We start from the raw sequence: 19095 nt of genomic DNA on the forward strand, positions 1-19095 counted from the left end.
AATCCGACGGGTATGAGTAAGGACCTGCTGCTCGCGCTGGCGCTCGGTTATCTGTTCGGTTCGGTTCCGTTCGGCCTGTTGTTGACCAAGCTCGCCGGCAAGGGCGACGTCCGGGACATCGGTTCCGGCAACATCGGCGCGACCAATGTGCTGAGGACCGGCAGTAAGCCACTCGCGGCTGCAACCCTTGTGCTCGACTGTCTCAAGGCGACAGCTGCGATCCTCTTGGCTCGAACCCTTTGGCCAGGATCGGAGAATTTCGCAGCTGCCGGGGCCCTGGTCGGGCACCTCTACCCAGTCTGGTTACGGTTCAAGGGCGGGAAGGGCGTCGCCACCCTGCTCGGCATCCTCATCCCGCTGCTGCCGATCGCGGCTGTCATTTACGCTGTTATCTGGCTTGGGCTGTTGCTTATCGTCCGGATTTCATCTGTGGCCGGCATCGCCGCCGCAATCAGCGCGCCGATCAGCGCTGCCGTCCTCGACCAGGACCTGTTGTTCCCGATGTTTCTCGGGTTTGCCTTGCTGGTCGTCTGGAAACATCGTGAGAACATCGTCCGGCTTCGGCACGGCAAGGAGCCAAGGGTAGGTAAGAAGACCGCGTGATTCATGATTTGGTCGACCGGCTTCGGCTGGTCCGTTCGCCCGGTATCGGGCCTGTAACCTACCGCCAGCTCATCGCCCGCTTCGGCTCCGCCGCAGTGGCGCTTGAGGCTGTCCCCGATCTTGCGGCGCGGGGCGGAGGAAAAGCGCCGAGACTGGTCAGCCGAGGCGACGCGGAACGCGAGATTGCGCGCGTCGAGACATTGGGGGCACGGTACCTTGTCCTGGGCAAGGCCTCTATCCGCGAGCTCTTGCTGAGCTTGACGACGCTCCTCCCGTCCTCACCGTGAAGGGTAACCTGAGCCTGCTGGACAGGCCGCTAATCGCGATCGTCGGCGCGAGGAATGCGTCGGCGGCGGCCTGCCGCTTCGCGCGCCAGCTCGCGTATGATCTCGGTCAGCAGGATGCGGTAGTCGTCTCCGGCCTGGCGCGAGGTATCGACAGCGCGGCGCACGACGGTTCGCTCGGAACGGGCACGATCGGCGTTATCGCGGGAGGCGTCGACTTCTTCTATCCGCCGGAGAACCAGTCACGGCAGGAGGCGATCTCGGAGCGTGGATTGGTCGTTGCCGAGATGCCGCCGGGTACCGAGCCGCGCGCCCGGCATTTTCCCTATCGCAACCGCATTATCGCCGGCTTGAGCGCGGGAACGGTCGTTGTCGAAGCGGCGCCGCGCTCCGGATCGTTGATTACTGCCAGGCTCGCAGCGGAGGCGGGACGCGAGGTGATGGCGGTGCCGGGCTCCCCGCTCGACCCGAGGGCGCAGGGCTGCAACCAGCTCATCCGGCAGGGCGCGACGCTCGTCCAGAATGTGGCCGACGTGCTGGAGGCCGTGCGACCGATGCAATCGAGCCTGGCTTCGCCCCGAAACGCCTACGAAGCCGAGCCATATCAGTCGGACGGCGATGATAGTGCGCTGGGCATCGTCGAGGAACTGCTCGGCCCTCGCCGGTGCCGGTCGACGAGGTCATTCGCTTGTCGGGTGTTACGAGTGGCGCGGTGCAGATGGCGCTGCTGGAACTCGACCTTGCTGGACGCCTCGATCGGCATGCCGGCGGAAAGGTCAGCTTGCGAGCGGCTTGACGGGCCGAATCCGAAGTCCCCACCTTATACGCGTATGCGTGAGGGCAATCTGTGAAACTGGTCGTAGTCGAATCGCCGGCGAAGGCGAAAACCATCGAGAAGTATCTGGGCGGCGGGCATCGCGTACTCGCGAGCTACGGGCATGTTCGGGATCTTCCGCCGAAGGATGGCTCGGTCGATCCCGAGCATGATTTCGACATGCTGTGGCAGGTTTCGCCAGACCGTTCGAAGCAGCTGAAGCTCATCACCGACGAGGCGAAGAAGGCGGACGCGCTGATCCTCGCCACTGACCCCGACCGGGAAGGAGAGGCGATCAGCTGGCACGTCCAAGAGGTGCTTCGGGCGAAGAAGGCGCTGCCCAAGGATGTGCAGCGCGTAACCTTTAATGCCATCACCAACGCCGCGGTCACCGAGGCGATGCGCAACCCGCGCGAGCTCGATGTCGACCTCATCGATGCGTACCGCGCCCGGCGGGCACTCGACTATCTCGTCGGTTTCACGCTCTCGCCGATCCTGTGGCGCAAGTTGCCCGGCGCGAAGTCCGCGGCCGTGTCCAGTCGGTGGCGCTCCGCCTGATCGTCGACCGCGAACGCGAAATCGAGGTCTTCAAGACCCAGGAATATTGGCAGGTCAGCGCCACTTTCGAGGCTGACGGCCAGCCGTTCACGGCGCGACTCGTCCAGCTCGATGGCAAGAAGCTCGACCGCCTTTCGATCGGCTCCAAGAACGATGCCGATGCCGCCAAGGCGGTGGTCGAAGGCGGACGCTTCACCGTCGCTTCGGTTGAGACCAAGCCATTCGCCAAGAACCCGCCGCCGCCATTCACCACCTCAACGCTTCAGCAAGAGGCCGCGCGCAAGCTAGGTTTCTCCGCCAGCCACACGATGCGGGTCGCCCAGTCTCTCTACGAGGACGGGCTGATCACCTACATGCGCACTGACGGCGTCGACATGGCGGAAGAGGCGATCAGCGCCGCCCGCAAGGCGATCGCCAACCGCTACGACAGCGGCTTCGTTCCGGACAAGCCACGGCGCTACACCAGCAAGGCGAAGAACGCGCAGGAGGCTCACGAGGCGATCCGACCAACGGACTTCGGCCGGTCGCACGCGGCGTCGGGCGACCACGCTCGTCTGTACGAGCTGGTCTACAACCGCGCGTTGGCCAGCCAGATGGCGTCCGCGCGTCTGGAGCGCACGACGGTGGAGCTGACCGATGGAGCGGGCAGGGCCGTGCTCCGCGCGACCGGCCAGGTCGTGCTCTTTCCGGGCTTCATGACGCTTTACGACGAGGGCCGCGACGACGCCCAGGATGAAGAGAGCGCTCGCATGCCGGCCTTGCGCGAGGGCGATGCGCCGACCAAGACCGGCGTGGAGGCGACCCAGCATTTTACGCAACCTCCGCCGCGTTACTCCGAAGCGAGCCTGGTCAAGCGGCTGGAGGAGCTGGGATCGGTCGGCCGTCGACCTACGCCTCGATCCTGCAGACGCTGAAGGACCGGGAGTATGTGCGGGTCGAGAAGGCTCGATTCATCCCCGAGGAGAGCGGACGGCTCGTGACCGCGTTCCTGGAGCGGTTCTTCGAAAAGTACGTCAGCTACGATTATACCGCGGAGCTGGAAGAAGAGCTCGACGACGTCTCAGGCGGGCGCCTCAACTGGCAGAAATTGCTTCAATTATTCTGGCGGGACTTCCAGCCCAAGGCGGGTGAAGTCATGGAGCAGAAGCCGTCGGAAGTGACGGCTGCGCTCGATGAATTTCTGGCGCCATGGCTCTATCCGCCGCGCGAGGACGGCAGCGATCCGCGCGTCTGTCCGGCTTGCGGCAACGGCCGGCTCTCGCTTCGGGGCGGCAAGTTCGGCGCCTTCGTCGCCTGCTCGAACTATCCCGAATGCCGCTACACGCAGAAGTTCGGACAGGGCGGCGAGCAGGCGGGTGGTGAGGGCCCGCAGGATCTTGGCAACGGGATCGAGCTGAAGAGCGGGCGCTTCGGTCCGTACCTTGAGCGCGAAGGCAAAAGAGCGTCGATCCCGAAGGACGTGCCGGTTGCGGACGTGGACCTCGAAATGGCCGAAAGACTGCTGTCGCTGCCACGCGAGATCGGCGCGCACCCGGAGACCGGCAAGACCATCAAGGCCTCGATTGGCCGATACGGGCCCTATCTCGAGCATGACGGCAAATATGCGCGGCTGAATTCGACGGCCGAAGTCTTCGAGACCGGGATGAACGCGGCGGTCGCGAAGCTTGCCGATGCGGCTTCAGGCGGCGGACGCCGCCAAGGCGCTTCGCGCGAGCCGATTGCGGTACTCGGCGCCCATCCCAGCAGCGGACTGGAGATCAAGGTGATGTCCGGTCGCTACGGTCCCTACGTCAGCGATGGTTCGACTCACGCGACCTTGCCCAAGAGCGCCGACCCGAAGGCAGTCACGCTGGAGCAGGCGGTGGAATGGATCGACGCCAAGGCCGCCAAGGGCCGTCCGCTAAAGGCAAAAAGAAGCCGGCGCGGAAGAAGAAGGCCTAGGCCGAACAGGTCCGGCAGTTCGGGTCCTTCGGAAGGCGGATCTTTCGCCAGTCGAGCGCTTCTCCGTCGAACAGGAATAAGCTTCCGGGACGTCCTCGCCGATCCCGACGATGACCCGGATCGCCATCAGGGCGGCGAAGCTCCCACGGTTGCAGTCAGCGCGCCGAGTACGCCTTGCTCGGCGCAGGTGTCGCAATCGTCGCTGTCGAACGCATCGCCGACGAAGCAGCGGTAGCAGGGTTTGTCGGGCTCCCAGCCGCGGAAGAGGGCGATCTGCCCTTGGAACATGACCGCGGCCGCCGACACCAGCGGAATGCGAAGACGCGTAAGCAAGTCGCCGACGACCAACCTCGTTGCGAAATTGTCCGAGCCGTCGATCACGAGATCGTGGCCCGCCAGGAGCGACTCGGCATTGTCCGCGCTCAGCCTTTCCTTAACGGCAGTGACTTCCACATAGGGGTTGAGCGCGCGCACGACCTCCGCCGCCAGCACCGCCTTGGGCTGGCCGATCTGGTCGTCACGGAAGATGGGCTGGCGCTGAAGGTTGCTGCGATCGACGATGTCGTCATCGATGATTGTGAGCTTCCCGATCCCTGCGCCGGCGAGTGCCGGGACGATTGCACTGCCGATGCCGCCCGCACCGACGACGAGAACGCGCGCCGACTTGAGCTTGCGCTGGCCGACGCCGCCGACTTGCGGGAGGACGATGTGTCGTGCGTAGCGCTCCAGCTCGTCGTCGCTAAGTTCGCTCACCGGCCGGTGCTTCCGAAGCCTCCGCTGCCTCGCGCGGTTTCCTCCAGTTCCTGCACCTCGGTGAACCGTGCCTGGAGGACCGGGCCGGGACAAGCTGCGCGATCCGCTCGCCGCGACGAACCTCGAACGGTTCGCCGCCGAGATTGGCGAGAATGACTTTCACTTCGCCGCGATAGTCGCTGTCGATCGTGCCGGGCGTGTTGAGACAGGTGATGCCGTGCTTGAGCGCCAGTCCGGAGCGGGGACGCACCTGCACCTCGTTTCCGTGTGGGATATCTATCGCAAAGCCGGTCGCGACGGCATGCCGCTCTCCCGGTTGAAGAGTGAGGTCCTCGGCGGACACAACGTCCAGGCCGGCGGCGTGCTCGGTCGCATATTGGGGAAGCGGCAGGCCTTCGCCGTGGGGCAGCCGGGTAAGCTTGATCTCGATCATCCGATCTCCTGTTCGACGCGGCGCATGAGGCGCCGCGCGACTTCCTGTTTTGAGTCTTCCGGCCAGTCCTCGATTCCGCTCGCTGTCACAAGATGGACGCGGTTGCGGTGACCTCCCATGACGTCGCCGGAAACGTCGTTGGCAACGATCCAGTCGGCCTTCTTGCCAACCTGCTTGGCGATGGCGTTTTCGACGACATTGTCGGTCTCGGCTGCGAAACCGATCACCAGCCGCGGCCGCCGTTCGTGCACCGAGATTTCTGCCAGAATGTCGCGCGTCGGCACGAACTTGAGCTTTGGCGGCCCGTTTCCCTTTTTCAGCTTGGTCGGCGAGATTTCCACGCGCCAGTCGGCGACTGCGGCGACCATGATCGCGCAGTCGGCTGGGAGGGAGGCCATGACTGCATCCGCCATTTGCTGGGCGGTCTCCACATCGACCCGGTCCACGCCGGGCGGAGTGTCGAGCGAGACCGGTCCGGCAACGAGCGTCACCCGCGCGCCGGCCTCGGCGGCGGCGGCGGCAATGGCGAATCCCTGACGTCCGGAGGATCGATTGGCGATTACGCGGACGGGATCGATCGGCTCATGAGTCGGGCCGGCCGTGACAAGGATGTGCTTGCCCTGGAGCGTCACTTTTCGCCGAGGAATCCGCGCTGGTTGAGAAAGTCGAAGATCGCTTGCGGCTCGTGAAGGCGGCCGGGCCGTACTCGCCGCACGCCATTTCGCCCTCGTCGGGATCGATGACCGTGACGCCATCGACCTTGAGCTGTGCGATGTTTCGCTCGGTTGCCGGGTGCTGCCACATGCGAACGTTCATGGCCGGGGCGACGACCACCTTCTTGTCGGTGGCGAGAAGCAAAGTCGTCGCCAGGTCGTCGGCGATGCCTGCTGTCATCTTGGCGAGAAGGTCCGCCGTGGCCGGACAGACGAGGATGAAATCGGCGGATCGGCTGAGTTCGATATGGCCCATGTCGATCTCGTCCTTGAGCTCCCACAGGGACGTGTAGACCTCGCTCTTGGCGAGCGCGCCGAGCGCCATCGGCGTCACGAAATGCTCCCCACCCTTGGTGAGGACGGGCGTCACCTCGTGCCCGACCTTCTTGAACAGCCGGACAAGCTCGAGCGACTTGTAGGCGGCAATCCCTCCGCCAACGATCAGCAGCACCTTGGCCATGGCCCGCGGCTTAGCCCTGCGAGGCGTCGAGAGTCGAGTTCCGGCTAATTCGCGGGTTCGAGAAACTCGTCCTCGATGATGGCGAAGGGAACGATGCCGGACGCCCAGATGGCAGCGAAGGTGTCGCGAGATGAGAAGGGGCGTCCCTCGATGTCGGCCTGGTGCGAGGCCTTGGCGAGCAGGTGGTCGAGCTGAGTCTTGCCGATAATGTAGCTTGGGCCGTAACCGGGCTGGCGAAGGTAGAGCAGCTGCTCGAAGCCGACGAGCCTGCTGTTGGCGTCGGACCAGCCGCGCGGAGTCCAAGACGCGTGATACTTGCCGGCTTCGTCGAGCCCGATCTCGTTGGCCTGCACCCGCAATGACGCGAGGCCGCGGGCGGCGCGATTGGCGAGCATGATCCAGACCAGTTCGCGGCCATGGGGCTCGTCGTCGTAGAGGCCCGCCTGCATCAGCACCTCTTCCATCGCCGTTGCCAGGCCTTCGGAGCGGTCAGCGTAGATGTTGAAGAGGGGAGGCGTCTGCCGGATCGGGCTGGGGTGCGGTTCTTGGCGGAGGCGAGCGAGCTCGATCCAGTGGAATTGGTGGCTCGAAAGCGGCAGCGGATCGAGTGCAGTGACGTGGGTGAAGAAGTTGCGCTGCTCGACCGGCGTGTAATCGCCTAGCTGGCCGAACAATGCGGAGCGGAAGTAGGGCTTGTCGGCAATAAAGCCGGCATCGACGAGCAGCCGGTAGAGCCTCTCCTCACGCGCCAGCGCCATCGCCTTGTAGGCAGCCGGATCCTTGATTTCAGGGATTGGCGGAGCCGTGCGATTGCGCACCTCCTCCAGTCGAAGCGACGCCAGCGAACGGTCGAGCTCCCGGCGGAGCAAGGTGACCTGCTGGTCGAAGTCGTAGGGGCCGAGCAGGACGTGCTTCAGGTACCAATTGTAGTTGTCCTTGCCGACGCCGGACGGGCCCTGGCGCTTGGGTGCCTCGGACTTGATCCAGTCGGCGAAGGAGACGGTTGCCTCGCGCGCCTCGGCGACGGCTTTCTTCAGCTGCGGCGACGCGCCTAGGAGCGACGCCGTGCGCCGGCCGTCGAGGTCGTTAAGGCTCAGGGTGCCCGCTTCCAGCGCTGCGAGGGCTTCGGCCTGCTCGCGAAAGGCACGGTCGCCGTAGGCCCAAAGGTCGTGAGCCGTGCTGCCGGCGAGGTTCGCGCGCGCATCGGTCAGGAGCGGCGGAATGGTCGCCAATTGCGCGGTCAGGCGCTTCTGGTCGGCCGCATTGAGCGGCCAACGATAGGCGAACAGGTCGATGACCGGCTCGGCGTAGGTACCCTCGTGCGCCGGAACGTCGCTCATCTCCGGAAAGACGGTCTGGTAAAAACCTGGGTCGCGGGCCCAGGGCTTGAGGACGCGGAAGTAGAAATCGAGGCCGCTCATCTCAGCCTGCATCAGGCGGTAGTCGCCCTTCTGCGAAGCGGTCCAACCGTCGGTGTTCAGCCCGGTCATCTGCAGTTGCAGGTTGGCTAGGTCCCCTGCCTTCTCAGCCATCGCCGACGGGCCATAATCGGGACGGCCGTTGGCGATCTTGGGCTGGTTTAGCGCTCGCCATTCTTCGAACGCCTTGAGCAACTGAGGATAGGTCGAGGCGGAGGCTTGAGCGGCTTGCGCCGGTGATGCCGAAATCATGGGAATGGCGGAAATCGCAAGCGCCAGGGCAATTCGAAACATCGGCCAGTCCCCAAAGGTTGTCGCCGGAGGTTATCGCCCCGCTGCCGCAGCGCAAGCAGGCACGAAAAAGGCGGGGCCCTTGCGAGCCCCGCCTCCCGTGACGAACTTGCACCTAGGTTCGCGAGCGTGAGCCAGAACGTCCGCCGCTGCCAGTTTCCGAACCGGCATCAGCCGTCTCGATCGCCCGCGTGGTGTCGGCCTGGATCGAGCCGCCAACGCCGGTCGCGGCGCCACTTGCGGAGCCGCTGCCGCCGGTTCCGGTCACCGAAGCCGTGGTCGTTCCGACACCAGCATTCGATGCCATTCCCGTGTCGACACCCGAGCCGCCGCTCGATGCCGACGGAGACTGGCTCTGGCGATTGCGCCGCCAGCTATCGAAGTCGGAGTGGAATTGATGTTCGCGCTCGCGGCAGTAATCGTCGTAATCGCGGTCGAGTTGCGACATCTGACGGTCGCGCCAGCTGCGATAGTGATCGTCCTGGCTGCTGCCGAAGCGCTGATTGCCGAAGCCGCCAAGAGTGTCGCCCATGTCGCTGTAGCCGAGCGATTCGTTCTCACCGCGATTGGCTTCGCCCCAGCTTTGCGCGTGGTCGCGCCGATGCTGGCCGCGGAAGTCGCTCTCGTTGCGAAAGCCGCCGAAGCCACTGGAGAGGCTGCGGTCGCGATCCTGCGATGAACTGCGGGGCGAACCGTATCCGCCGCGGCCTTGTTCGCGATCCCAGTTGCTTCCTGAGCGTTGACCTTGGCTCATCCCGCCACCGTAGCCGCCGGTTTCACGGCCATGCCCACGATTGCGCTCAGCGCTCCGGTGCTGATCCTGATCCCACGACGATCCGCCGCTCCAGCCCACGCCGTGCGAGCTTGAATTGCGGTCGTTGTCCCAAGAGCGAGGCTGCTGGCCGCGGTTGATCTGCTGGTCGCGGTTCCAGGACGTGTCGCGCTGATAGTCGCGACCGGGCCGGCGATCGTCGTCATCGTCGCCAAACCAGGAGCGAAGCTGTTCGCCGGCGCGCTCGAAGAAGCCGCGATCCTCGTCGCGATCACGTCCGTAGCTCGACCGTTCGCGATTCTCGTCGCGCCATCGGTCGCGGTTCATGTCGTCGCCATATCCTCTTGCCATTGCGGGCCTCCTTGTCTGGACGAAATTGAAGCGGGCGGGTGCGCCCACCTCTGTCCAACGGAGCGAGTGAATGGCCGTTCCGTGCCTCAACGTCGCTCGGCGCATCCAGACATCCGGCTGGCGCAAGCTGCTGATTCGGAAGTGAAAGAGTCGTCTAGCCGACCAAGAATATGGCAGCCGCTCCGACCGCTGCACCGATCAGCGCGACCAGCCCATAGCCGGCCCATCTCGGCCGCTGGATCACCGCAATCTCGGGCAGTGGCGGGGGAGGAGGGCAGCACCGAATGGGGGATAGTACTGGTCGATCCGCTTGATCAGTTCGGGCACAAGCTTGGCGGCGCGGACCAGCTCGACGATGCGGTCGGCGTAATATGCCTCGGGGCCAAGCTCGGAGCGCAGCCAGTCGCGAAGGAACGGCTCTGCTGTCTCCCACATGTTAATGTCGGGATCGAGCGCGGTCGCCACGCCCTCGTTCATCACCATCGACTTCTGCAGAAGCAGCAAATGCGGCTGCGTCGGCATGTCGAAATCGCGCGTGATGGAGAACAGGCTCTCCAGCATCCGTCCGACGGAAATCTCCTTGACGGGGAGGCCCCGGATCGGCTCGCCGGCCGCACGCAGGGCGGTCGCGAACTCCTGCACATTGTGGTGCGAGGGCACGTACTGCGCCTCAAAGTGGATTTCCGCGACGCGCCGATAGTCGCCCGTGATCAGCCCGTAGAGGATTTCCGCAAGCCACATTCGCGCTCTGCGGTCGATGCGGCCCATGATCCCGAAATCGATGGCGGCGATCCGGCCGTCACGCAGGGCGAACAGGTTCCCGTGGTGCAGGTCGGCGTGGAAGAAGCCGTCGACCACGGCCTGGCGAAGGAAGGCGCGGACGAGAATTCCGGACAAGGCGCTGCAGTCGTGCCCTTCGGCGATCAGCGCCTCGCGGTCGTTCAGCTTGATCCCGTCGAGCCATTCGAGCGTGAGCACCCGCCTGGCGGTCCGGCGCCAGTCGATTTCGGGCACGTAATAGCCCGGCTCGGCGATCATGTTCTCGCGGAGTTCGGAGGCTGACGCGGCCTCTCGCTGAAGGTCCAGCTCTCGCGCCGTCCACTGCTTGAATTGGGCGACGACAAGGCGGGGGCGCAGGCGGGCTGCCTCCCCGCCCATCGATTCAACGTGAGCGGCTGCCCACTCGTAGGTGTCGATGGCCCTGGCGATTTCTTCCTCGACGCCCGGCCGAAGCACTTTGACCGCGACTACCTTGCCGTCCGTGGTGACAGCCTTGTGGACCTGCGCGATGGACGCCGCGCCGATCGGATTTTCGTCGAACTCCACGAACAGGCTCTCGATGCTCGTCCCGAAGGATGACTCGATCGTCTGCCGGATCGCGGCGAAAGGCGCAGGCGGAAGGTTGTCCTGAAGCTGGGACAGATTTTCGGCCGCCTTGGCGCCGACGAGGTCGGGCCGGGTCGAAAGAGCCTGTCCAAGCTTGATCGCTGCAGGGCCAATCGCCTGAAGAGCCGCAGCATATTCCGGCGTATCGGGAACCCGCGCACCAAAGCGCGCAAGCCGTGCGAGGCGGCGCACGGGCGGCGGCGTCAAGGGATCGGATTCAATACCGCGCAGGGCGCCGTGACGAGCCAGCGTCCGGCCCCACTTCAACAGACGCCACAGGTGGGTGACCGTCGTGGTCAAATCTTCCACCCGCTGTGGATGGTCACCAGCCCGCCGAGCATCGGTTCAGCGGCGGCTCGAACGAAGCCTGCTTCGGTCACCATTTCGCGAAAGCGTTCGGGCCGTGGAAAGCGCTGGATGGATTCGACGAGATATTTGTAGCTCGCTTCGTCGTCGGCGATCGCCTTGCCGAGCTTCGGAATGATATTCTTCGACCAGGCGTCGTAAAGCTCCGAGAAGCCCGGCCAGTCGCTGCGTGAAAATTCCATGCAGTAGAAGCGTCCGCCGCGCTTCAGCACGCGATGCGCTTCCTTCAGTGCTTTCGGAATGTGCGTGACGTTCCGGATGCCGAACACAATCGTGTAGGCGTCGAAGCTACTGTCCGGGAAGATCAGTTCCTCGGCGTTCTGGACCTGCCATTTCAGACCCGTCAGGCCGCGCTTTTTCGCGCGCTCTTCACCGACCGCAAGCATGTCGGCGTTGATGTCCGACACGGTGACCTCGGCGCCGCGCTGCGCCATGCGGAAGGCGATGTCACCGGTGCCGCCGGCCATGTCGAGAATGCGCTCCCCGGTGCGAGGCTTCACCCGGGCGACGAAGCGGTCCTTCCACAGCCGGTGGAGGCCGCCCGACATCAAATCGTTCATGACATCGTAGCGGCGGGCGACCGAGCTGAAGACTTCGCCGACGCGACGGGTCTTTTCTTCCGGGCTGACGAGCTCCTCGCCGAAGCTGACCTTCTCTGACATGGGGCGCGGCTCTAGCGAGGTTGCGGACAGTCCGCCATATCGCGCCGATGCCAGAGCTTCCCGAAGTCGAAACCACCGTCCGCGGACTTGCCAAGGTCCTTGACGGCAGGCGGATCGAGCGGGTCGAGGCGCGTCGTGCGGACCTGCGGCGGGCGTTCCCAAAGGATCTTGGCCAGCGGCTGACCGGTGCGAAGGTCATCGGCCTTGGGCGCCGGGCGAAGTATGGCCTGATCCATACCGACCGCGACGATACCATGATCTTTCATCTCGGCATGTCAGGTAGCTGGAGGATCAATCGCGCGGAGATCGAGAAGCACGACCACTTGCTGCTGGAGACGGATGAGGGGACCCGGCTCGCTCTCAACGATCCGCGGCGATTCGGTTCGGTCGATCTGATCCCGACCTCGGAACTCGATGCGTGGCCGGCGTTTGCAGTGTTGGGACCCGAGCCGCTCGAGCTTGATGCGGGAGACCTGAGGCAGCGGCTGGCCGGCCGGAGCGCTGCGATCAAGCAGCTCCTGCTCGATCAGACGATCGTCGCCGGGCTCGGCAACATTTATGTCTGCGAGGCTCTATATCGTTCGCACATCCATCCGACACGGGCCGGCGGCTCTATAAGCCTGCCAAGGCTCGACCGGCTGGTGGTCGCGATCCGCCAGGTGATCGACGAGGCGATCGAGGCGGGCGGATCGACGCTGCGGGACTTCGCCAGTCCTGATGGCGAACTCGGCTATTTTTCGAAGGCGTTCGCCGTCTATGATCGGGAGGGTCAGCCGTGCGGGTGCGGCGGGAAGGTCCGTCGAATCGTCCAGGGCGGACGGTCGACATTCTACTGTCCGGCCTGCCAGCGCTGACTGTTGACGATTCGGGCCTCTCCGGTTAGGGGAGTCCTCACGTCGGCGCGGCCTCTTGGCTACGCGCCGCTTTTTCATTGAGACACAGGGTTTTAGAGGAATATTCATGGCGAACACGCCGCAAGCCAAGAAGCGCATCCGTCGCAACGAGCGCCGCGAAGCCATCAACCACAGCCGCGTCAGCCGCATCCGGACCTTCGTGAAGGCCGTCGAGTCGGCCTTGGCAGCAGGCAAGAAGGATGATGCCGTAAAGGCTCTTCGCGATGCTCAGCCGGAGATGGCACGTGGCGTTGCCCGTGGCGTCCTGCACAAGAATACGGCGGCCCGGAAGTTCTCGCGGCTGGCCAAGAGGGTTGCTGCACTAGGGTAATCCCCGAGGATTAGTCCCGCAAAGAAACGGGCCGTCGGCATTGCCGGCGGCCCTTCTTTTTTGCCGCGTCAAAAAAATGCAGCAATTCCCGCGATTCGCGGAATCGTTAACGCGCGACTAACCACGAAAATGGCAGTTTTCTGCCGTTTCAACGCAAAAGTCCCACGTTTCCTCTGTCAAGGCTGATTATTTCAGTCTTGTGAAAAATCGCGCTTGAATCACCAGCCCGAGGCTTCCAAAACGGCCTTTCCGGTCGCGAATCCGCGCCGGGGGCTAGAGAGAAAAGCAGTCATGGGCGCCCGACTCGCGTTGGTCGCGACGGACTCCGTTTGTCTCTTTGACAGGGAAATGAGGAGGCGCGAACCAGTGCACGGGCAACGTTCGGAGGTGTCTCAGGAGCAGGTCGAAGGGCTGGTCGCAGCGCCGCTCGAAGCCGCTTGGGAATCGATCCGTACGGGCTTCGTCGCGATCTTGGTGCGCGAACATTCGACGGCTGGCTGAAGCCCGCTGCGCTTGGCGACCTGGACCCTGAGACCGGCACGCTCGACATCGTCATGCCAAGCCAGTTCATGGCCGACTGGGTACGCTCGCATTTCGGCGACCGACTCGCGCTCGCGTGGAAGTCAACGCTTCCGCTCGTCCGCTCGGTCCGGGTCATGGCCGGCACAGACGGCCCGCGCCCGACTCCGTTGCTGATCCTGGAGGAGGCGCCTGAGCCGGCCGCTCGCGGCCGCGATCCGTCCGCACCGAACTTCGATCCACGCTACCGGTTCGAAACCTTCGTCATCGGAAAGGCCAACGAAGTTGCGGCGACCGCCGCGCGGACTCTGGCGACGGCCAAGACCGTAAGCTTCAACCCACTTTTCATTCATGGCGGAACTGGCCGGGGCAAGACGCACCTGCTTCACGCCATCGGTCACGCGTTCCTGGCGCAGAATCGCTCGGCCAAGGTCGTTTCGATGTCGGCCGAGAAGTTCATGGTCGAGTTCATCCGTGCGCTGAAGGAAAACGACACAATCGGCTTCAAGCAGCGGCTGCGGAGCGCGGACTTGCTGCTGATCGACGACGTCCAGTTCATTGCCGGCAAGGACTCGACGCAGGAAGAATTCTTCCACACGATGAACGAAATCATCACTGCCGGTCGCCGGCTGGTGATCACGTCCGATCGCGCCCCACAGGACCTTGACGGAATCGCGCCGCGCATCCTGTCGCGTCTGTCCTGGGGCCTCGTCGCAGACATCAACTCGGCGGATTTCGAGCTTCGCTTCAACATCATCGAGACGAAGCTGGCGGCTCTTCCCGCGGTCGACATGCCGCGAAACGTGGTCGAGTTCCTCGCCCGCCGGGTGACGTCGAGCATTCGAGAGCTGGAAGGCGCGCTCAACCGCATCGCTGCCTATGCAATGATGACGGGCCGAGCGATCGACATCGCTTTCGTCGAAGAGGTTCTCGCCAATGTGCTTCGCGCCAACCAGCGCCGGATCACGATCGACGAGATCCAGGCTCAGGTTGCCGAGCACTACCGCATCCGCAAGGCCGAAATGACGTCGGCGCGCCGCGCGCGCGAAGTCGCTCGCCCGCGCCAGGTCGCCATGTATTTGTCGAAGCAGCTGACGCCCAAGTCGCTGCCAGACATCGGTCGGCGTTTCGGTGGGCGCGACCACACGACGGTGATCCATGCGGTGCGCCAGATCGAGAAGCTTCGCGCTAGCGATGCGGAGCTCGATGCGGACATTCGCCTGCTGACGCGCCAGCTCGAAGGCTAGCTTCGGGGAGGGGGTTTCGACCGCCCCAAAGGTCGAAGAATGGGCCCGGCAGGAGCAATCCCGCCGGGCCTTTCTTATTTCAACAACTCCGGTTTACATCTTCCGTCATGGGGAAGAAAAGCACGACGGGCTGGCTGTCCCTGGGCAGATCGTCCTTGCGCACGAACTGCCCTTCACGGTCGGGGACCTCAGAGTTCAACCATCAGTCCGCCAGGTCAAACGCGGCGACAAGCGCGAGACCCTGGAACCGCGCGTAATGCAGCTTCTCGTCGCACTGGCTCGCGCACGCGGCGGCATCGTGACGCGCGACGAGCTGATCGCATGGTGCTGGGACGGGCGAATCGTCGGAGAGGACGCCATCAATCGCGCTGTTTCGCGTCTTCGCCAGGTCGCCTCGGAAATTGGGGGCGGTACCTTCGCAATCGAAACAATCACGAAGGTGGGATACCGGATCGTCGACGCAGCACTGGCAGCCAAGGATCGGTCTCACGAATCCGAGCCGTCGGCGCCCACTGCGAGCCGCCGGAACTGGCTGTTCGGCGCTGGTGCGGCCGTTGCAGGGGCGCTTGGTACTGGATTGCTTTGGCGAAAGCCGTGGCAGCATCGCCCCGATCCGGAGGCCGTAGAGCTCGTGCGGCTTGGCGATCTGGCCCAACGCGCAAGCCGTCCTGACCAGACCAGGCAGGCGGTATCTTACTTCGAACGCGCCGTGCGCATCGACCCGCTGTATGGCGCAGCCTGGGGAATGCTGGCTCTTTCCTATACGCACGGCCTCGACGGATTTAGCGAGGCGCAGCTTGCAGGCCTCCCCGACCGGATTCGTTCTGCAGCCAATCGCGCTCTTGAGCTCGAACCCGATAATCCGGACGCGCAGCTGGCCCTGGCATGCGTCCTGCCATACTTCCGCAACTGGTCTCGATTGGAGCCTGAATTGAGCAGGATCCAGCGCGAGTACCCAGACCATTGGCTCGCCAACGGGAGGCTTGCCATCCTCTATTATCAGGTTGGCCGGCTAAAGGAGGGAGCCGCGCTGCACATGGGCGTCATTAAACGGGATCCGATGATCCCAGGCCCTTATGCCTTTGCAGCGACAGCACTTTCTCGTGCAGGGCAAATTCAGGATGCCGACGCCCTTCTCAAGGAAGCGGCAGACCGTTGGCCTGCCAATCCCTTTCTCTGGCATACCAAGTACGACCACCTGCTCTTCACGGGTCGCGCCGGTTCGGCAGCTGCTATGCTTATGGATCCGGAAACCCGTCCGTCCGGGACTGGCGACGCTGAGGTCGCGCCATTCATCCGGCTTGCCCGAGCCATCGACAAAGAGAGTCCTGAAGACATCGAAGCCTCCGTAGAAGATCAGGTTCGGATGAGCCGCGACGATGTGCAGTCGATCGCTTTCGCCGCTCCGGTGTTCGCATTGCTCGGTCGCCCCGACCTCACGCTTGCGAGCCTCGAGCGTTACTATCTCAACGAAGGATCGTTCGGCGAGCCATCGCCAATCGGCCCTTACACTCGCCGATACACCGATCAGCTTTACTGGCCCGCTATGACCTCAATCAATTCTGACAGGCGCTTTCGACAGCTCACGACCGCCATCGGCCTATCCGACTACTGGGATTCGATGGACATCGATCCCCTCTCACTACGAGCGTAGCCAGCAAGAAATCGGCGGTTCGCCGGCCAATCATCAGGTGCGCATCCTTTCGGAAAGGCCACGTGATACGCGACTGTCGCCTCCCATTGGAGCTCAATTGGGAGGCTTAAAATGCGGCTCTTGTATTTAGTAACCTCTGCCACGGTCTTGCTGGCCCTCGCCAATCCGGCGTCCGCGACTGTTGTCGACCCTCTGGACGATTTTCTTTCGACCTATACGGGTCCGCTCAACGACGACGTCGATATCCTGAGCGGCGATGTCGCGTTCGACGGCACGTCTTACTTCCTGACCTCCACCATGAACGGTGCGATCGGAACAACCACAGGGAGCATTTTCGTTTGGGGATCAATCGAGGCAGCGGCGCGCCGCGTCTGACGTTCGGAAGTCCAAGCGTTGGCGCAGGAGTGCTTTTCGATGCCGTGGTGGTGATGTTCCCAGACGGCACGCTTCGCATTGTTACAATACCGCCGGCCGGAGCACCGACCTTCAATGTTATCGCCGGAGGGACGACGATCGCCGGCAACAGTCTGTCCGCGACCGTGCCGCTGTCGCTATTGGACTCAATGGGCCTCGCGCCGGAAGACTATATGTTCAATCTCTGGTCGCGAACGCGGGTGAACCCGCTTGCAGACGGGACGAACGCGGAAATCGCCGACTTCCTGTCGAGCAGCACTCAAGCGCGTGCGGTTCCTGAACCTGCGACATGGCTGATGATGCTCTTGGGATTCGGGCTGACTGGCACCGCGTTTCGGCGATCGCGCCGGGCAAGCCTCTTGAAAGCCGTCGCGTGAGCAGCGGCAGCTCGAAGGCCTGCCCAGTCCCCTGAGCAGGCCTTCATTCTTATTTACGCCTTCTTCTTGGCCGGGACGGTGATCTTCACCGTTTCCCCGTTCGTGCCGGGGAAGTTGGTGAACATTGCTTCGATAAGGTTGGGAACAAGCGTTCCAAGCTCATCCGTCTGCGACCGGGCGGCCGCCTTACCGTTGAACAGCGGAGCACTGTCGGCCCGGCGGACGATGTCCAGGTTCAATTCGCTCTTGTAGACCGTGTACTGACGCACCGGGTCCGGACCGAACGCATACCAGTACGGATCGTCCCAGCCCAGTAGAAGGGCGAGCGGTAACCCGCGTAGCCGAACCGCGAGTAGTACGGCCGGCCGAAATAGCCGCCGTAGAACGGACTGTAGCGGCCGCGGTAGAACGGATCATAGTAATGGGAGCGAGCGAAAGGATCGACCGAGACCTCGGTGCTTCCCTTGTCTACGCCGTATCCGATCTTGACGAGCATGTCGGCGACGTTGGGCGCACCGGCAGAACGGTAGCCCTTGGCTTCCATCTGCTGCGCGACCTGGGCCGCGAAGCGGTTGAACTCCAGCGTTGGAAGCGCACCGTTCGCCGGGACGACGTAGAACGTCTGACCGGCAGGAACGGGCATAGCGGTGTAACGGGTGACATTCGTCGGCAGGCCCATGGCGCAGCCCGACACGCCCAGCGCAGCCGCACCCAGAAAGGCAGCGGCGGCCAGTTTCTTGATAGACATTTCAGACCTCGAATTTCCAAAACCCACTGCGGGGTATCGAAATCCAATTAGTCGTTGCCCGCTGAACTATCGATGAAGTGAGCGTTCATCGGGGTAGACCGATTGCGCGATAGGCTTCCGCGAGGGTCGGCGCGCCCAATTCTGCTGCACGTTCAGAGCCTTCGGCCAGATGACGGTCCAGCTCCGCAGGGTCGTTTCGGAGCTCTTCCAAAGATGAACGAAGCGGGTGCAAAAGGGCCACCAGAGCATCGGCCAGCGCCGGTTTGAACGCTCCGAAGCCCTGTCCGGCGAATCGGGCCAGAACCTGCTCGACGGTCTCGCCCGTCACTGCGCCATAAATGCCGACGAGATTCTTGGCTTCTGGCCTGCCCTCCAGCCCGGCGTGGTGTTCCGGCAGTGGCTCGGGATCGGTCTTCGCCTTGCGGATCTTCTGAGAGATGGTGTCGTCGCTGTCGGTCAGGTTGATGCGGCTCATGTCCGACGGGTCCGACTTCGACATTTTCGAAGTCCCGTCGCGAAGGCTCATCACCCGGGCCGCGGTCCCGCCGCCGACGAAGGGCTCGGGCGGCACGAAGAGATCGACCTCGTAATCGGTGTTGAACTTGATCGCGATGTCGCGGGCGAGCTCGATGTGCTGCTTCTGATCTTCTCCCACTGGCACGTGCGTTGCCCGGTAGAGGAGAACATCCGCCGCCTGCAGGACCGGGTAAGTGTAGAGGCCGACACTGGCGCCTTCGCGCGACTTTCCGGTCTTGTCCTTGAACTGCGTCATGCGGTTCAGCCAGCCGACCCGAGCGGTGCACTGAAGAATCCAGGCAAGCTCGGGATGGGCGGGGATCGCGCTCTGCTGGAAGAGGATCGACTTCTTAGGATCGATCCCGCTGGCAATCAGCGCTGCCGCCATCTCGCGAACGTTTGAACGGAGCTCGGCTGGCGCAACGTCGATGGTGAGTGCGTGAAGATCGGCGAGAAAGAACAGGCACTCGGCCTCATCCTGCATCCTGACCCAGCGAAGGATGGCGCCGAGAAGGTTGCCGAGGTGAAGCCCGCCGGTCGGCTGGATACCGGAAACGACGCGCATGCTGGGGTTAGCCGACATCGGTGTAC

At 63.7% G+C, this 19095-nt stretch carries 12 protein-coding genes and 7 pseudogenes; 9 read left to right on the forward strand and 10 right to left on the reverse strand.

Going from position 1 to position 19095, the window contains the following annotated elements; translation table 11 throughout:
- Nucleotides 1-12 precede the first annotated feature (12 nt).
- From plsY to topA, 3 genes and pseudogenes are all read left to right on the forward strand, one after another.
- Nucleotides 13-603: a glycerol-3-phosphate 1-O-acyltransferase PlsY gene (gene plsY, locus H9L15_RS08960; protein ID WP_187713867.1), complete on the forward strand. Its 591-nt coding sequence runs from the start codon at nt 13-15 to the stop codon at nt 601-603.
- Nucleotides 600-1683, forward strand: a pseudogene (gene dprA / locus H9L15_RS08965) (DNA-processing protein DprA). The gene plsY and the pseudogene dprA overlap by 4 nt, the downstream one beginning before the upstream one ends.
- A gap of 51 nt (nt 1684-1734) precedes the next feature.
- Nucleotides 1735-4200: pseudogene (topA, locus tag H9L15_RS08970) on the forward strand (type I DNA topoisomerase).
- Here topA and H9L15_RS08975 read toward each other — a convergent pair.
- The 7 genes and pseudogenes from H9L15_RS08975 to H9L15_RS09005 all read right to left on the reverse strand — a co-directional run bounded on the left by H9L15_RS08975 (nt 4197) and on the right by H9L15_RS09005 (nt 11805).
- A pseudogene (locus H9L15_RS08975) lies at nt 4197-4953 on the reverse strand (HesA/MoeB/ThiF family protein). The pseudogenes topA and H9L15_RS08975 sit on opposite strands and share 4 nt — an antisense overlap.
- Nucleotides 4950-5386: pseudogene (gene dut, locus H9L15_RS08980) on the reverse strand (dUTP diphosphatase). Before dut ends, H9L15_RS08975 begins: the two co-directional pseudogenes overlap by 4 nt.
- Nucleotides 5383-6559: pseudogene (gene coaBC, locus H9L15_RS08985) on the reverse strand (bifunctional phosphopantothenoylcysteine decarboxylase/phosphopantothenate--cysteine ligase CoaBC). Before coaBC ends, dut begins: the two co-directional pseudogenes overlap by 4 nt.
- Nucleotides 6560-6603: 44 nt before the next feature.
- Complete coding sequence (locus H9L15_RS08990) at nt 6604-8271, reverse strand: DUF885 domain-containing protein (protein WP_187713868.1); 1668 nt, start codon at nt 8269-8271, stop codon at nt 6604-6606.
- A gap of 112 nt (nt 8272-8383) precedes the next feature.
- Complete coding sequence (locus H9L15_RS08995) at nt 8384-9391, reverse strand: hypothetical protein (protein WP_187713869.1); 1008 nt, start codon at nt 9389-9391, stop codon at nt 8384-8386.
- 154 nt (nt 9392-9545) lie between these two features.
- A pseudogene (ubiB, locus tag H9L15_RS09000) lies at nt 9546-11077 on the reverse strand (2-polyprenylphenol 6-hydroxylase).
- Nucleotides 11074-11805 carry a class I SAM-dependent methyltransferase gene (locus H9L15_RS09005; RefSeq protein WP_187713870.1) on the reverse strand — a complete coding sequence of 244 codons (732 nt, stop codon included), beginning with the start codon at nt 11803-11805 and terminating at the stop codon, nt 11074-11076. The pseudogene ubiB and the gene H9L15_RS09005 overlap by 4 nt, the downstream one beginning before the upstream one ends.
- A gap of 47 nt (nt 11806-11852) precedes the next feature.
- Here H9L15_RS09005 and mutM point away from each other — a divergent pair, with 47 nt between their 5' ends.
- From mutM to H9L15_RS09035, 6 genes and pseudogenes are all read left to right on the forward strand, one after another.
- A complete protein-coding gene (gene mutM, locus H9L15_RS09010; protein ID WP_187713871.1) occupies nt 11853-12659 on the forward strand; it encodes a bifunctional DNA-formamidopyrimidine glycosylase/DNA-(apurinic or apyrimidinic site) lyase in 807 nt (268 codons plus the stop codon).
- 106 nt (nt 12660-12765) lie between these two features.
- The gene (gene rpsT / locus H9L15_RS09015) at nt 12766-13029 is read left to right on the forward strand and encodes a 30S ribosomal protein S20 (protein WP_187713872.1); all 264 of its coding nucleotides are present in this window, start codon (nt 12766-12768) and stop codon (nt 13027-13029) included.
- A gap of 366 nt (nt 13030-13395) precedes the next feature.
- A pseudogene (gene dnaA / locus H9L15_RS09020) lies at nt 13396-14795 on the forward strand (chromosomal replication initiator protein DnaA).
- Nucleotides 14796-15051: 256 nt separating this feature from the next.
- Nucleotides 15052-16449 (forward strand): winged helix-turn-helix domain-containing protein, encoded by a 1398-nt coding sequence (locus tag H9L15_RS09025; protein ID WP_187713873.1) that lies wholly within the window; start codon nt 15052-15054, stop codon nt 16447-16449.
- A gap of 111 nt (nt 16450-16560) precedes the next feature.
- Nucleotides 16561-16824, forward strand: a complete 264-nt coding sequence (locus H9L15_RS09030) for a hypothetical protein (RefSeq protein ID WP_187713874.1) — start codon at nt 16561-16563, stop codon at nt 16822-16824.
- Between the two features lie 29 nt (nt 16825-16853).
- Nucleotides 16854-17240: a PEPxxWA-CTERM sorting domain-containing protein gene (locus H9L15_RS09035; RefSeq protein WP_223276122.1), complete on the forward strand. Its 387-nt coding sequence runs from the start codon at nt 16854-16856 to the stop codon at nt 17238-17240.
- A gap of 53 nt (nt 17241-17293) precedes the next feature.
- Here H9L15_RS09035 and H9L15_RS09040 read toward each other — a convergent pair whose 3' ends face one another.
- The 3 genes from H9L15_RS09040 to trpS form a co-directional block, all read right to left on the reverse strand.
- Nucleotides 17294-17479, reverse strand: a complete 186-nt coding sequence (locus tag H9L15_RS09040) for a DUF4136 domain-containing protein (RefSeq protein WP_262984761.1) — start codon at nt 17477-17479, stop codon at nt 17294-17296.
- On the reverse strand, nt 17476-17988 hold the full coding sequence (locus H9L15_RS09045) for a DUF4136 domain-containing protein (RefSeq protein WP_187713876.1): 513 nt from the start codon (nt 17986-17988) through the stop codon (nt 17476-17478). The genes H9L15_RS09040 and H9L15_RS09045 overlap by 4 nt, the downstream gene beginning before the upstream one ends.
- A gap of 85 nt (nt 17989-18073) precedes the next feature.
- Nucleotides 18074-19069, reverse strand: a complete 996-nt coding sequence (gene trpS / locus H9L15_RS09050) for a tryptophan--tRNA ligase (protein WP_187715855.1) — start codon at nt 19067-19069, stop codon at nt 18074-18076.
- Between the last annotated feature and the right edge of the window lie 26 nt (nt 19070-19095).

The sequence above is a fragment of the Sphingomonas daechungensis genome (assembly GCF_014489495.1).
GTDB classification, from domain to species: Bacteria; Pseudomonadota; Alphaproteobacteria; order Sphingomonadales; family Sphingomonadaceae; genus Sphingomicrobium; species Sphingomicrobium daechungense.